General features: G+C 43.7%; 10 protein-coding genes and 1 riboswitch. Of the genes, 6 read left to right on the plus strand and 4 right to left on the minus strand.

Annotated elements, in window-relative coordinates:
• Positions 1-16: 16 nt before the first annotated feature.
• Positions 17-194, minus strand: a riboswitch (Lysine riboswitch).
• 176 nt (positions 195-370) lie between these two features.
• Entirely contained in the window at positions 371-1,510 is a 1,140-nt protein-coding gene (locus AC3CH3_RS01685) for a pyridoxal-phosphate-dependent aminotransferase family protein (RefSeq protein ID WP_488537592.1), read from the plus strand.
• A 108-nt stretch (positions 1,511-1,618) separates the two neighbouring features.
• On the opposite strand, the gene AC3CH3_RS01690 is transcribed toward AC3CH3_RS01685, so the two are convergent.
• The 4 genes from AC3CH3_RS01690 to AC3CH3_RS01705 all read right to left on the minus strand — a co-directional run bounded on the left by AC3CH3_RS01690 (position 1,619) and on the right by AC3CH3_RS01705 (position 8,137).
• On the minus strand, positions 1,619-3,382 hold the full coding sequence (locus AC3CH3_RS01690; RefSeq protein WP_488537593.1) for a PglL family O-oligosaccharyltransferase: 1,764 nt from the start codon (positions 3,380-3,382) through the stop codon (positions 1,619-1,621).
• 96 nt (positions 3,383-3,478) lie between these two features.
• Positions 3,479-6,310: an excinuclease ABC subunit UvrA gene (uvrA, locus tag AC3CH3_RS01695; RefSeq protein WP_488537594.1), complete on the minus strand. Its 2,832-nt coding sequence runs from the start codon at positions 6,308-6,310 to the stop codon at positions 3,479-3,481.
• A 150-nt stretch (positions 6,311-6,460) separates the two neighbouring features.
• Complete coding sequence (gene galU / locus AC3CH3_RS01700) at positions 6,461-7,333, minus strand: UTP--glucose-1-phosphate uridylyltransferase GalU (protein ID WP_048657943.1); 873 nt, start codon at positions 7,331-7,333, stop codon at positions 6,461-6,463.
• Between the two features lie 156 nt (positions 7,334-7,489).
• Positions 7,490-8,137, minus strand: coding sequence for a LuxR C-terminal-related transcriptional regulator (locus AC3CH3_RS01705; RefSeq protein WP_029405754.1), 648 nt, complete (start codon positions 8,135-8,137; stop codon positions 7,490-7,492).
• A 278-nt stretch (positions 8,138-8,415) separates the two neighbouring features.
• Between AC3CH3_RS01705 and AC3CH3_RS01710 the strand changes: the two genes are divergently transcribed.
• The 5 genes from AC3CH3_RS01710 to AC3CH3_RS01730 all read left to right on the plus strand — a co-directional run bounded on the left by AC3CH3_RS01710 (position 8,416) and on the right by AC3CH3_RS01730 (position 14,851).
• Entirely contained in the window at positions 8,416-8,973 is a 558-nt protein-coding gene (locus AC3CH3_RS01710) for a single-stranded DNA-binding protein (RefSeq protein WP_017061342.1), read from the plus strand.
• Positions 8,974-9,409: 436 nt separating this feature from the next.
• On the plus strand, positions 9,410-9,574 hold the full coding sequence (locus tag AC3CH3_RS01715) for a hypothetical protein (protein ID WP_371971815.1): 165 nt from the start codon (positions 9,410-9,412) through the stop codon (positions 9,572-9,574).
• Positions 9,575-9,608: 34 nt separating this feature from the next.
• Positions 9,609-10,934 (plus strand): tyrosine-type recombinase/integrase, encoded by a 1,326-nt coding sequence (locus AC3CH3_RS01720; protein WP_488537595.1) that lies wholly within the window; start codon positions 9,609-9,611, stop codon positions 10,932-10,934.
• On the plus strand, positions 10,912-12,489 hold the full coding sequence (locus AC3CH3_RS01725; protein WP_488537596.1) for a site-specific integrase: 1,578 nt from the start codon (positions 10,912-10,914) through the stop codon (positions 12,487-12,489). Before AC3CH3_RS01720 ends, AC3CH3_RS01725 begins: the two co-directional genes overlap by 23 nt.
• On the plus strand, positions 12,482-14,851 hold the full coding sequence (locus tag AC3CH3_RS01730; RefSeq protein ID WP_488537597.1) for an integrase: 2,370 nt from the start codon (positions 12,482-12,484) through the stop codon (positions 14,849-14,851). The genes AC3CH3_RS01725 and AC3CH3_RS01730 overlap by 8 nt, the downstream gene beginning before the upstream one ends.
• Positions 14,852-14,855: the final 4 nt, after the last annotated feature.

A 14,855-nucleotide genomic window follows, 5' to 3' on the forward strand; every position in this document is an offset into this window, starting at 1 on the left:
GAATTATTAGAATAGTAACCTCAGAAGCTCTTCACCATATAGAAATGGCGACAGTTGAAGGGATTCAGCCCGCTCAACCGATAATAAAGGTCCTGCATCCTTTTATTATCTCGGCACTGCTCCCCATAAATGTTTTGTATTGGAAATGCGGTTCCACAAAACATCTGCCTGGGCAGTGCTCCTCTTCTGCTAGATAGCCGTTTCATTGAACGTGTTTGCGGTAACAATGTCAATCTGTAACTTGAGATAATTGAAAAATAATTTTAACAATTCTGTGACAGTGGTTTGACCTCAATACTTATGGCTAATTGCTGAGGTAATCAATTTGCTTTAGGGTGGATTGTTCACAACATTAACGTAAGGGATGTACATGTCTAATTTAACACTCACTACTGCTATCGATAGCTTTTATCCACCACACCGAACGTTAATGGGGCCGGGGCCTTCAGATATCTCACCTCAAGTGTTACAGGCTTTGAGCCGTCCAACCATAGGTCACTTAGATCCGCTGTTTATTGCGATGATGGACGAGCTTAAACAGCTTCTTAAATACGCTTTTCAGACTGAAAACGAATTTACGATTGCCGTTTCTGCACCGGGTAGTGCGGGTATGGAGACCTGTTTTGTTAACTTGATTGAGCCTGGTGAAAAGGTGATTGTTTGTCGTAACGGTGTCTTCGGTGAGCGTATGCGAGAAAACGTGGTGCGTTGTGGTGGCCAAGCCATCCTTGTTGATGACGAATGGGGCAAGCCCGTTTCAGTTGAAAAGGTAGAACAAGCATTGGCAGAAAATCCCGATGCTGTTGCTGTGGCATTTGTGCATGCAGAGACGTCTACTGGCGCGTTATCGGATGCTCAAGTTATCTCAGCTATCGCTCGTCAGTTTGATGCGTTAACGATTGTTGATGCAGTAACGTCTCTAGGTGGTGTGCCATTACTAGTTGATGAGTGGCAGCTTGATGCGGTTTATTCTGGCAGCCAAAAATGTCTGTCTTGTGTGCCAGGGCTATCTCCAGTGACTTTCTCTCAGCGTGCGGTTGATAAAATGAAAGCCCGCCAAGCACCAGTACAAAGCTGGTTCTTGGATCAAAGTTTAGTATTGGGTTACTGGAGTGGAGAAGGTAAGCGTAGCTACCACCATACCGCACCCGTGAACAGCCTTTATGCTCTGCATGAGTCGCTGGTTTTGTTGAAAAATGAAGGCCTAGATAATGCGTGGTCTCGTCATCATGCGATGCACCAAGAGCTTAAAGAAGGCGTAGAAGCGCTAGGGTTAAGGTTTGTGGTTGATGAAGAGAGTCGCTTGCCGCAGCTGAACGCACTGTATTTCCCTGAAGGAATTGATGAAGCTCAGATCAGAACGCAGCTTCTAGAAGAATATAATCTTGAAATCGGTGCTGGGTTAGGCTCTTTGGCTGGTAAGGCATGGCGTATCGGCTTGATGGGCTACGGCGCTCGTAAAGAGAATGTCGCGTTGTGTCTAAAAGCGCTAAAAGATGTATTGAAATAGCTGTAATAAACTGAAATTAAATAGAAAAGCGCACGAGGAAACGTGCGCTTTTTTGTATCTACCCCCAAGCTCCTATTTAAATGGTGCTTTAGTTGTGAGGTCTAAACATTATTCAGCAGACGAAACGTTATCTTCTGCTTGTGACACTTTCTTATACTGAACCTTTGAAAAGTCTCTGTTAGGGAATAAAAAGTTCGCTTCGCTACGAATTTGTTCTGCTTTACTTTCTTCTCCTAGGCCTTGATACGCCAGAATCAGATTGCTGTAGAAAGCCGGTCTTGGTTTGCTCTTAATGATCTCCAGTGACCAATCGATGTAAGACTGTATAAGACTTGGGTCGGCTTTGTAGAGGCCAATATTAAGGTAAGTGCTGTATATATCCCAATCGTAGCGATCTTTCCACACCACGGGGTTCGTTACCTGCTTAAGAATATCTGGGTTCTTAGGCTTAGACAGTTCAAATTTAGTCAGTACATAATTGGTGTGAAGGGCGCTCAGCATATAAAAACTGATCAAGATAGGGAGCACTAAGCTCGACACTCTAAACAGGGTCTTACTGATGATACTGAACGACTGTTGATAATGTCGGGAAGAGCGCTGATCGACCCAGTAAATCAATATAATGAATGTTATCCAGTGAATCGCCGAGTGGTAAAAAGGATACTCAAGTTGAGAGTGCAAAAGGATCGGGATAAATAAAGCGAGCAGGGCTAGACGCGTTCCCTTTGCAGAACTTGCTATTCGTGACATAACCAATATTGCAGCAATCAAGATCCCGATGATTGGTACTATTCCGCCCTCAACGCCCCAAAAAAGAAACTCATTGTGAGGGTGATCCATGGATGGAAGGCCGGGGTGATAATTCGAGTTAAGTTGATGCTGGCGAGCCGTATATAGCGTGTATTCAGACTCAAATTTCCCGTAACCATAACCTGTGAATGGCTTTTCGATCATCATATCTAGAGCTTGTGGGAACGTATAAGCGCGCGGGCTTTCTAGGTTCGCTTTCTTGCTAGCGAGGCTATCAGTCGCACTTAGGCTGATCACCGAAAAAGCGACGACGACACCGACGAGCACTGATGCGCACCATCCGTAGAAGCGTTTCTTGGTCGAGAACTTGTATAGATAGGGCAGAATGCAGATAAACCCAATGACAGCGGCCAACCATCCGGTACGTGATGCAATAATGATCAGCAAAGGTACGGTTAAGGTTGGGGTTAGGTATAGTAAGAATGACTCGCTAATTTTGTGATTATATTTAGCAGGCTGTCTTGCTAAAAGATAAGCGGACAGCACAAAACCAGTAGCAAGAAAGCTGGCCATTACATTCGGTTGTTGAAATATCCCATATGGTCGGTTTGCAGCAGTGTTGTAGCCAAATAGGTTGCCAGGCTCTAATAAGAAATATTGCACATAGCCAAACAGTGCTTGTATAACAACAGCAAGCACAATGAACCACAAAATGCGTTGCTTGTGTTTATTGCTGAACTTAAATTGCTGCAGCACCACAAATAAGGCAAAGCCCGCCCACAATCCAAGCAAGCGTCCTGACGCTCCTTGAGGTGCAGCATTGCTGTATAAAACGGGTAGCGTGAGTATGATGCAGCTAATCAACAAGCCAATTGTTAATTTGGAATACTTGAGTACTCTATTGGTCGCGAGTTGGTAAAAGCCAATTGCTAGCGTGAAGCTTAGCGCCAGCCAAGTTGTAGGGTTAAAGGATAAAGCAAGGCCCGAGCCTCCAGGATTAGGCATGAAAAAATGCATGGCTAACAAGAATACAACAGCTAAAGAAGCCAGAAATGCTTTATTGAGTGGTAGTTGAGTGACCTGATTTTCTAGCTGGGTACCGCTAGTGTGTATTGTTGCCATAAATCCCTAACCTTATAAAAACAGAGCTTGTTCCTTCTGAAACAAGCTCCGTTACTTTAACATTTTTCTGTCTGCCCGCAGGGCGCTATTTTACACCTACTTCAAATTTAACATAGGCTTAAGGAAGCGAGCAGTGTGTGAACCTTCGACTAACGCCACATCTTCAGGTGTACCCTCTGCAACAATCTCACCACCACCTTGCCCACCTTCTGGGCCAAGATCTAGGATCCAGTCTGCTGTTTTAACGACATCTAGGTTGTGCTCAATCACGACAACCGTATTACCGTGATCACGCAATCTATGTAGTACCGTTAACAGCTGTTGGATATCGTGGAAATGAAGGCCTGTTGTTGGCTCATCGAGAATGTATAAGGTTTTTCCCGTGTCTCGTTTAGACAGTTCACGCGCTAATTTAACGCGTTGCGCTTCACCGCCAGACAAGGTTGTCGCTGCTTGTCCGAGGCGAATGTAGGAAAGGCCAACATCCATCAATGTTTGCAGCTTACGAGCGATAACAGGCACAGGGTTGAAGAACTCACGCGCATCTTCGACGGTCATCTCAAGGACTTCGTCAATGGTTTTGCCTTTATAACGAACTTCTAGTGTTTCACGGTTATAGCGTTTGCCTTTACACACATCACAAGGTACATACACATCCGGCAAGAAGTGCATCTCTACTTTGATTACGCCATCACCCTGACAAGCCTCACAACGACCACCACGAACGTTAAAGCTGAATCGACCTGGTTTATAACCTCGAGATCGAGACTCTTGTGTGCCTGCGAATAGTTCACGGATAGGAGTGAAGATCCCTGTGTAGGTTGCAGGGTTTGATCTTGGTGTTCGACCTATAGGGCTTTGATCTATGTCGATTACCTTATCGAAATGTTCTAGCCCTTTAATCTTTTTGTGTTGTGCAGGAACAGCAGTCGTGGCTCCGTTTAATTGAGTGTGGGCGACTTTGAAGAAGGTGTCATTGATCAGCGTGGATTTCCCCGAACCTGATACCCCCGTAATACAACTGAATAAGCCTACAGGAATAGTCGCGGTCACATTTTTTAGGTTGTTCCCCGTAGCGCCAACGATCTCTACGACCTTCTTCTTGTCGATAGGTGTTCTCTTTCCTGGCACAGCAATCTCTTTAGCACCGCTCAGGTATTGTCCTGTCAAAGAGTTCGGGTTTTCGATGATGTCTTGCATTGTACCTTCTGCTACCACGTGTCCACCATGCACACCCGCACCTGGGCCGATATCGATGACATGGTCTGCACAGCGAATGGCATCTTCGTCATGTTCCACAACAAGCACGGTATTACCTAAGTCTCTGAGGTGAATCAAGGTTTGCAGAAGACGTTCATTATCGCGCTGGTGGAGGCCAATCGATGGTTCATCCAGCACATACATAACGCCAACTAAGCCGGCACCGATTTGGCTCGCTAAACGAATACGTTGCGCCTCACCACCAGACAGCGTTTCAGCACTGCGTGATAGGTTAAGGTAGTTCAAACCTACGTTGACTAAGAAATGCAGACGATCATTGATCTCTTTCATCACTTTATCTGCGATCTGCCCACGCTGACCGTCTAATTTCAATTCTTGGAAAAATTGTAGTGCGTCAGCAATGCTCAGCTCAACGATTTCCGGCAGTGTTGTATCACCAATGAAAACATTTCGAGCTTCTAGTCTCAGGCGAGTGCCATCACAGCTAGAACACGACTTGGTTGATATGTACTTGGCTAGATCTTCACGCACCGCGCTCGATTCAGTATCACGGTAACGGCGCTCTAAGGTATTTAAGATGCCTTCAAATGGATGACGTTTGACTCGAATATCACCTCGGTCATTGATGTACTTGAATTCCACTTCAGTACGACCTGAACCTTTAAGAATGATCTCTTGAGTCTTTTTAGGTAGAGAATTAAATGGTGCATACAGATCAAAACCATAATGTTCTGACAGCGATGTGAGCATCTGGAAATAGTAGTAGTTCTTTTGATCCCAACCTTTGATTGCACCTTCTGCAATACTTAGGCCTTCATCTAATATCACTCGGCTTGGATCAAAATATTGTTGAACACCAAGACCATCACACGTACCACAGGCACCTGCCGGGTTATTAAATGAGAACAGGCGAGGCTCAAGCTCTTGCATGCTGTAACCACATTTTGGACAAGCGAAGTTAGCAGAGAATACGATCTCTTCTTGATCTGTTTCGTCCATCCAACCGACGACAGCGATACCGCCAGATAGCTCTAATGTGGTCTCGAATGACTCGGCTAAACGCTGTTGAAGATCAGGACGAACCTTGAATCGGTCTACCACGACTTCAATGGTGTGCTTTTTATGAAGTTCAAGTGCTGGTGGTTCGGATAGATCACAGGTTTCACCATCAATACGTGCACGGATAAAGCCTTGCGCCGCTAAGTTCTCCAGTGTTTTTACATGTTCACCTTTACGTTCTTTGACGATCGGTGCCAATAACATCATTTTTGAGCCTGCAGGCAGTTCTAATACTTTATCCACCATTTGGCTGATGGTTTGCGCTGCTAGAGGGATGTTGTGATCAGGACAGCGAGGTTCGCCAACTCGCGCGTACAGTAATCTAAGGTAGTCATAGACTTCAGTAATGGTACCAACGGTTGAGCGAGGGTTATGTGACGTCGACTTTTGTTCTATTGAGATCGCAGGAGACAGGCCTTCAATGTGGTCGACATCAGGTTTTTCCATAAGAGATAGAAATTGACGAGCGTAAGCAGACAGAGATTCAACATAACGACGCTGTCCTTCTGCGTAGAGTGTATCAAACGCAAGTGACGACTTTCCTGAACCGGATAGCCCGGTAATGACAGTCAGTTTGTCACGAGGAATGGTTAGGTTGACGTCTTTGAGGTTATGCGTACGAGCGCCTCTGATTTCTATTTTATCCATCTCAATAGACCATGTGATTTTAAGTGGCTAAAGTATTACATAGAGTGAGATTTGTGCAAAGTTTTACTGGATAAAAAAACAGTAAAACAAAAAAGGGCGACTCACAGAGTCGCCCTTTTAGAATTCGAAACGCTAGTTATTAACAAGTCGTTATGCTTCTTTCTTTGTCGAATGTTTACCTAGCTCGATTTGCTTTTGGTCTTTTTTGTATAGGTTTTCAAAGCAGTAATTTGTTGCTTCGATGTAACCTTCAACACTACCACAGTCAAAACGTTGGCCTTTAAATTTGTAAGCCAATACGCAGCCCGCTTTTGCTTGTTTTAGCAATGCATCAGTGATCTGGATTTCGCCGCCTTTGCCTGGCTCAGTCTGCTCGATAAGTTCAAAGATATCCGGAGTCAGAATATAACGACCAATGATCGCTAGGTTGCTTGGTGCAGTGCCTTGCTCTGGTTTTTCTACCATGTCATCAACACGGAAAAGATCATCTTTAATCATTTCGCCAGAGATAACACCGTACTTGTGAGTTTCTTCTTCAGGAACTTCTTGTACAGCAACAATAGAACAGCGGAATTGCTTGTATAGCGCAACCATTTGAGCCAATACGCCTTGCTGCTCGTTAACACAAAGGTCATCGGCAAGTACTACTGCGAATGGTTCATCACCTACAAGCTCACGACCCGTCAAGATAGCATGACCAAGGCCTTTCATTTCACGTTGGCGAATGTAGGTGAAGTTTGCCGCTTCAATCGTTTCACGGATATTAACCAATAGGTCTTCTTTATTGGTGCCGCTAATCTGATGTTCAAGCTCGTAGTTTTTATCAAAGTGATCCATGATCGAGTGCTTACCACGTCCAGTAACGATGCACATTCCATCCATACCAGCTTCGATAGCTTCCTCTACACCGTATTCAATCAGAGGTTTGTTTACTACAGGCATCATTTCTTTAGGCATTGACTTGGTTGCAGGTAAAAAACGTGTACCGTAGCCAGCTGCCGGGAAAAGGCACTTTTTGATCATGATAAGACCCTTTATCTATAATAATTATTGATTCAACTGAGTTGTTGATATTTCTGAGGGCAACTCTAGCATAAGTTGTGTCGAAAATTCAGCAACAATACCTATGGTTTACTAGAGCTTCCCTCAAAATTATCGTCAGACTAAGAGGCGGATCGATTATGCAAGCAAGTTCTGGTTTGCCCAAGCAATCGCTTGAACCCTATTTTTGACCGCCAACTTACGGAATATCTGATAAAGGTGAGATTTAACCGTGAACTCGCTAATAAACAAGTCATCGGCGATTTGTGTGTTTGATGACCCTGACTGAAGACAGCGAATTACCTGAATCTCGCGAATGGTTAAATCAACGTTGGTTGGTGTGGTGTTGGTATTGACCATATTACGATAATAAAACAGCAGTTGATTGGTTACCTTCCTCGGTAACCAGTTCTCTCCATCGATGACTTCTTGAAGACCACGAGCAATCTTGTCTTTCTGCTCGGTGTTGTAAAATAGCCCTTTTAGTACACCATAGGTAAGAAGCTCAGATGTCGGAAGTTGCTGAGGGACATTGAACAAGATGATCTCATGGTTTTTCCACATAACAGTCAGGTTAGGACAAATAATCAATAGTTGTGGAACCTCTCTGTAATCGACAAGCAAGATCCGGTTACTCTGCTTTCTATCAACTAGCATTAATTCGTCGGGCGTCATTTTGTAGAGAATAATAGATAAGTGCTTTTCTATCTCTTTTACATGTAGATAGGTGTCGTTTGGGTCGATGCACAGAAAGTGTAAAGTGCGAGCGTATCTTGATTTTCTCATTGAAACGTCCTGTTTAAGGGGGATTAGATTCCACGTTGTCATGCAGGCTTTAGCTTCTCTAGCGCCTTGATAGTGACTTGCGTTGAATATCAATTATCAAAGTAAATGAGTGGTTTGTAAGTGGAGAAAAAAGCAACATCGCTCTGAATATCATGATTTGTTACGTTTTTATTCTTTGTAGTGAGGAGAGAATAGGAATGCGATTTATCACTGCAGAAAAGCATGCTATTCTTGTGCGCTAAAATTTTCTGAGACTATGAATTTAGACGGAGCAAATCATGGCTAGCCGTGGAGTTAACAAAGTTATATTAGTGGGTAACCTAGGTAATGACCCTGAAATTCGTTACATGCCAAATGGCGGCGCAGTAGCGAACATTACCATTGCAACGTCAGAGTCATGGCGTGATAAAGCAACTGGCGAGCAGCGTGAAAAAACAGAATGGCACCGTGTTGCTCTGTTTGGCAAGCTAGCGGAAGTTGCTGGTGAGTACCTACGTAAAGGTTCTCAAGTTTACATTGAAGGTCAACTTCAAACGCGTAAATGGCAAGATCAAAGCGGTCAAGATCGCTACACAACTGAAGTGGTTGTGCAAGGCTTCAATGGTGTAATGCAAATGCTTGGCGGCCGTGCTCAAGGTGGTGCTCCTGCTCAAGGTGGCATGGGTAACAACCAACAGCAAGGTGGTTGGGGTCAGCCACAGCAGCCACAACAACAGCAGCAACAATACAGTGCTCCCGCTCAACAGCAGCCAAAAGCACCTCAACAAGCACCTCAGCAGGCTCAACCTCAATATAATGAGCCACCAATGGATTTTGATGATGACATCCCATTTTGAGGATTACCTGAGACCTAGTTTTGTTAAGTTTGATGACTTAAGTCAAGTATAACAAGGGTTTGAGAGAAAAAGTTTACAGTGAGTGTTACCACTTCTGTAAACTTTTTTTATATCTGAATTCTGGTTTGGAGTGACCTTGAGTTTTTGTAAAGTAATTAAAACCAAAATTACAGTTTAATGGTTATTTTAGTTGTTTTGGTTGGTTTTTTAAATAAACCAGGAATACATGTAGTTTTTACTTGTAAGTCATTATATTTCAACAGTTTTAATTTTACTTAATAACTTTACCTTCCCCAAAAATTCCCGCTTTTATTGCTATTTATTTGTGTTTTAGTGATCTTAACGATGATTTTTAATCTAAGTTCTAAATTTTTATTATTTTTTCTTTGTTAGCCTGTTAGGGTGAATTTAACTCTTAGTCAAACAGGTGATGAACATGAAACGAACATATGGCGCTGAACGGTTAACTGATTTAATCAATGCGCCTAGCTATCAGGAGGTCAACCGCTCTGCTTTTTGGGAGTTGGCCTGTGGGAGAGTGACTACCTACCTATATGCGGCTTTTGATGAAATGAACATGTTGAGTAACGACCCTCTGTAAACTCTCAACACTTCTATCCAAGGTCTGCGGCAAAATGAAGAGAAAAACATTCCAAATGGCGAGTGGTGAAGGTTACTCAATTCTTTTAGATGAAGCTGGTATGCCTCTGCCTTACCATAACCTCTTTGTCACCTTGCACTACCGCAATCAATCCAAATCAAGCAATACCTGTTACCGAGCTTTTGAGCACCTTTGCTTACTAGAGGAAATCTGTCAGTTTGAAAAAATCGATCTAATTGAGCGATGCAAGACAGGCAACTTTCTGACAAAAAAAGAGTTCGAGAACATCAAGAAACACTCAAGCTTTAAAGTCGCATCATTCCGTAAAATGGTTGCTAGACATAAACCCTTTGTTGTTGTGAGCATCAAGAAAAACAAACTCGAAACGGCCAGAGGCAATGTTATCACCAACCCTGAAGGTGACATCTCCCCTCACACGACGTACAACCGCTTAACAGTGTTTGCACAGTTTATTGGCTGGTTGGAAGAAGAATTGTTTCCCTCTAAAGATTCTACTGCTGAGTTCGAACTCAAGAAAATTAGGGGAGATAAGTTTGGTACTAGTGATGAAGCACTTGATTGGGGAGATTGGCGCTCACTAGAGTCAATTGAAAAAATTCGAGTCCTTGATGTAGTTCACCCAGACTCCTCAGAGAATCCTTGGAAGTCAGAATCTGTTCGATATCGCAACCAACTAATTGTAAACATGCTTTTTGCAATCGGCTGTCGCCGTGGGGAGCTGCTCAAGATTAGAGTGAAAACTGACAACAATAGATCAGATATCGCGAAGCGTCATAAAGACGGTCGCTATTTCGTTATGATCCGTTCTCAAACAGACTACGGCGATACACGCAAGCACAGGCCTGAAGGAAAGACGATGGGGCGATTTGTACCAATGGACAAACGTTTGGTAGGTATGTATGAAAACTACCTTATCCATCACCGTCCTAACGCTACTGGCTCTGAACATATCGAATATCTTTTCGTAACCCACAACCACAAAACCCAAACCAATGCAGCTTTATCTATGGCTCAGGTTAATAAGATTTTCCGTGAGGTTTCTGAGGTGGCTGGTTTCAGGGTGCACCCTCATGCGGCTCGCCATACGTGGAACGATGAATACAGTGGGTTTGCAGATAAACGCATTGCTGAAGGGAAAACAACGGAAGCGAAATCAGAAGCCGATAGGCAAAAACTAATGGGTTGGAAAGATGACTCCAAGAGCGCAAAGCGTTACTCCAAACGACATGATGATAAACGTGCCATGGAGATGGCATTAGAACTTCAAAATGAAGAATCAACCACAATAAATTCAATCGTTCAACAAAGAGATGAAGATGTCTGGACAGGGGAAGAATAATTTGAATCACGGCTTTGTGAATTTTGATCTTGCTAATGAAAGCAAGGTAACGACGTCAATGTCCCACAATGGCTTTGAGTTTGATTATCTATCTAACCGATGGACACTCAATCGCGATGTAACAGTGTCGCTGGAATTTTTGGATGTATTTGCTCAGCCGTTGCAAGAGGATATTCGGGAAACCTTGGTGTTTTATGCAGAAACCTCATCTGCTAACCACACCAGTAATATTGCAAAGCAGTTAAGCCTTTACCAAAGACTTACAGGAGAAAACGGTCTAACTGAGAAAGGTTTTGCATCTTTTAAAAACGCCCTACCTAAGAAGGAATGGTACAAAGTATCGGTTGTTAGGGGAATGCTCCGCCAGATGCGATTTCTTGGGCTAGATAAACATATCGATGATGCAGTATTTAAGTTGACTGACCAATGGCGTTTAGGTGGCAATGATAAAGGGGTTGCTGTACTTACTCTCGACCCACTGACTGGGCCATTCAGTGATTTAGAGTTTGAAGCAATCGGTTTAAATGCTGCCCATCGGTATGCTGAGGGTAAGTTGAGGACTGACGAGTATGCTTGCCTCTCGATGTTTAAAGCGTCCGGTCGCAGGGCTACGCAGATAGCATCCATCAAGTGCAAAGACTTTTCTTACTCATCTAAATATACGGGTTCTCCAACGTATGTGGTGCTGATACCTAAAGCAAAGGTTCGTGGAGGAAAGTTCCGTAGCATCCTAAAGCCTTATGCTTTGGTTAATTCTGTTGCACAGATTGTTGAACTGCATATCAAAAAGCAAACAGCTAAGGTGGAAGCTGCTTTAGGGCGGGAGATGACGTCTGAAGAAAAAGGTGAGCTACCTTTGTTTACCGACGTTAGCATCATTGAAGAAATTCAACAAATACCACCGGGTGACTTAATGGATTACCTTGAATCAGAGCTACCACATATCAAAACAAGCAATCTGACTTACAAGCTAAACAGTACGGTCAAAAAACTGAAAATCATCAGTGAGCGAACGGGTGAGCCTTTAAAGTCAACGAGCTACCGCTTTCGCTATACCCTAGGCACACGTGCAGCTAGGGAGGGTGCTGGCACACTTACCATCGCCAACTTACTTGATCAAGCTGATACACAAAATGTAAAAATCTATGTTGCTAACACACCTGAACATGCAGTTTATATTTCAAAGATCATGAACCAACCACTGGCTCGGTATGCCTCTGCGTTTGCAGGCAAATTGGTTGAGGATGAAGATGAAGCCAACACAGAAAATACTGGTGCAGCACGTATACCATGCCGTGAAAAAGAATGTGATGTTGGCTCCTGTGGTTCAAGCAGCTTTTGCCAAGATTATGCTCCTATTGCTTGCTATTTGTGCCCTAAATTCCGTCCGTGGGCACATGCTCCACACCACCGAATCCTCGAATGGCTAGTTGAAGAAAGAGAGCGATTAAAAGCAGACACAAATGGTGACATGCAAATCGTTTCAATTAATGACCGTGCCATCCTAGCGGTATGCCAAGTAATCCAGCTATGTAGGGAGCATCACAATGGCTGATGTATTGATTTTTAAGCCTAAATACGAGCTTGAGCATACGAAAACACAAGCCGACTTTGTTGAGTTCGGACGTCAAATTGCCCCGCTTAACGATGCATATGACTACGATAAAAACTACTGGCCTAAAGTTGGTAACTTCACCACCTTCGGTGCCAATAGCCGACAAAGGAATCCCGATGAATTACTGGATGAATCTTTAATTCCCTTTGCAAAAGCTTACGTTACCTATGGTGGTGGAACCAAAGCAGGTATTGAGACAAAATTTAAAGCGTTGCGCGCAATTAACGCAGGGTGGCAGCGGCTACACAAGGGTGAAAATTTTGAAACTACTAAGCTTACTGCAAAAGTCTTTGATGCAGCTCAACGCGCAGCGAAGGAATCTCTAAGTGTAGGTTCAGCCTATCAAGCTGGGCGTGGTTTAAGCAACCTTCTCAAATTCTTGATTCAGTACAAGTTACTGAAGCCATTTAATTGGAAGAGTGGACTCAAAAAGCCTACTGACAATGCAACTGGGAATGACGCTGATAAGAGGCGGCAAGATAAAATGCCTGATGAAAATGCATTGTTGGCACTAGCTTCCGTTAATGCACAAAAAACAGAAGACTTAACTCCTAGGGATATCTTCACGACCTCGACGATGACCTTGTTGCTGGCAGCTCCCAACCGCGGTTCAGAGCCGCTATACTTACTTTCTGACCCTATTCACACTGATGAATTGAAAGTCTGGGAAGTGCTTAAAATGGATGGCTTCACTAAAGATGATGTGAAAGAAATCCTAAAATACCAAAAAGAGAACGATATCGTTTTAGAGGAGACTGAGAGTGCTGTATTTAATGAATCAGACAATCTCACCGAAGACTCTCAGGAGATCGATGATGAAGGTCTAGACCTTGCTGCAACCATCAAAATTAAGGGGATAAAGTGGTATTCAGGTAAGGAGTTTGGTCATGCACATAAGTGGATACCCACATGTATGTACGGCGTTGTCGATACTGCTGTAGAGCGTTTACGAAAGCTGTCAAAGCCTGCAAGAAAGTTTGCAAAGATACTTGAGGATACTTCGGATTTTCCTCGGTATGAACTTTGTCCTGACGTACCTGAAGATCAGCATCTGACAATGGATGAGACGGCCATGGCTCTTGGGTTGAATATGTCCATGTATGGCGATCTTTCTGATGCAAAAAATCGCAAAAAGTGGCACACGGCCAGAAACCAGCTCTTAAAGCGTAAAGGGATAGAGCGAAAAGACTATCTAGTTACGCTCCGAGATTTGAATGTAATCCTTCGAAAAACACTTCCAGAAGGATTTCCCGACATATCATTTGATAACGGCAATGGACATGTACAAGTTAAGTGGTCAGACGCTTTGTATGCTGGATTTGCTAATTGCTTGGACACTGCCAAATCAAACATTTCTACCGAGTTGTTCATCCCAACGATTAATACGTTAAACGAAGACCTTGCGCCAACAAAAAAGAAAAACAGGACAACAGGAGAGCTATCCACAGGTTCGCTTTCAGTTTTTCAGCGTTGGGGGCACGGTGATTTGACTATTACTTCTCACCAAATACGTCACATGCTGGATACCATGGCGGCAGTCAATGGCATGGATGGAGAGCAACGAGCTAATTGGGCGATGCGCAGTGATCCTAGGCACAATCGTTACTACGACCACACAACGCCTGAAGAGTATGGGGCTGACTTTATTGAAGACCGAGAAAAAGAGCTTGCTTCACGGGACTTGATGGACAACCCAGCAACAAGGACGACGCAAATTCAGGTGCAGGTCGCAACCCCCCGAACACTTCAAGAGCTGAACACTAAAGCGGCACTAACAGCGCATACAAATGAATTTGGTATGTGCGTGACGTCCTACATGGCAGAGTCTTGCACGAAGTACCGAGACTGCATTAACTGCGATGAACAGGTCTGTGAAAAAGGTGATGATGACAAGTGTGAGCGTATCCGCAAGCGCTTAAAAGACGAGAAAAAGCTGCTTAAAAAGGACAAAAAAGCAGTTGATGATGGTGTGCAGGGGGCAGTGCAGTTCTATGAACGCAGGAAACTAACAACAGAACGCTGTGGGCAACTGCTTACCATGATGGAAGACCCGAGTATTGAGGATGGCTCTCTCATTAGGCTTCTTAATGTCGAGGATGTAACTCAACTGGATCGAGCAATGGATGCAAATGGCAAAAAGCGTTTGCCGAAAATAGAAAACTTTCAACGAATCAAGGCGACTCAAGCTCAGAAGGTTACGGTTGATAAATTGATTGGTGTTGATAGTAGTTCTGAGCCAATAGATGATGACTTGTTTGAGGCTTTGGGTGATATGGATTGTATGGACTTTTTCGAGGAGTGATTGT

The organism is Vibrio sp. QJM3NY_35 (assembly GCF_057785915.1).

Excerpts from the sequence above, each read along its gene's own strand:
- AC3CH3_RS01685 (WP_488537592.1), top strand. The coding sequence starts at position 371 with ATGTCTAATTTAACACTCACTACTGCTATCGATAGCTTTTATCCACCA.
- AC3CH3_RS01690 (WP_488537593.1), bottom strand. The coding sequence starts at position 3,382 with ATGGCAACAATACACACTAGCGGTACCCAGCTAGAAAATCAGGTCACT.
- uvrA (WP_488537594.1), bottom strand. The coding sequence starts at position 6,310 with ATGGATAAAATAGAAATCAGAGGCGCTCGTACGCATAACCTCAAAGAC.
- galU (WP_048657943.1), bottom strand. The coding sequence starts at position 7,333 with ATGATCAAAAAGTGCCTTTTCCCGGCAGCTGGCTACGGTACACGTTTT.
- AC3CH3_RS01705 (WP_029405754.1), bottom strand. The coding sequence starts at position 8,137 with ATGAGAAAATCAAGATACGCTCGCACTTTACACTTTCTGTGCATCGAC.
- AC3CH3_RS01710 (WP_017061342.1), top strand. The coding sequence starts at position 8,416 with ATGGCTAGCCGTGGAGTTAACAAAGTTATATTAGTGGGTAACCTAGGT.
- AC3CH3_RS01715 (WP_371971815.1), top strand. The coding sequence starts at position 9,410 with ATGAAACGAACATATGGCGCTGAACGGTTAACTGATTTAATCAATGCG.
- AC3CH3_RS01720 (WP_488537595.1), top strand. The coding sequence starts at position 9,609 with ATGAAGAGAAAAACATTCCAAATGGCGAGTGGTGAAGGTTACTCAATT.
- AC3CH3_RS01725 (WP_488537596.1), top strand. The coding sequence starts at position 10,912 with ATGTCTGGACAGGGGAAGAATAATTTGAATCACGGCTTTGTGAATTTT.
- AC3CH3_RS01730 (WP_488537597.1), top strand. The coding sequence starts at position 12,482 with ATGGCTGATGTATTGATTTTTAAGCCTAAATACGAGCTTGAGCATACG.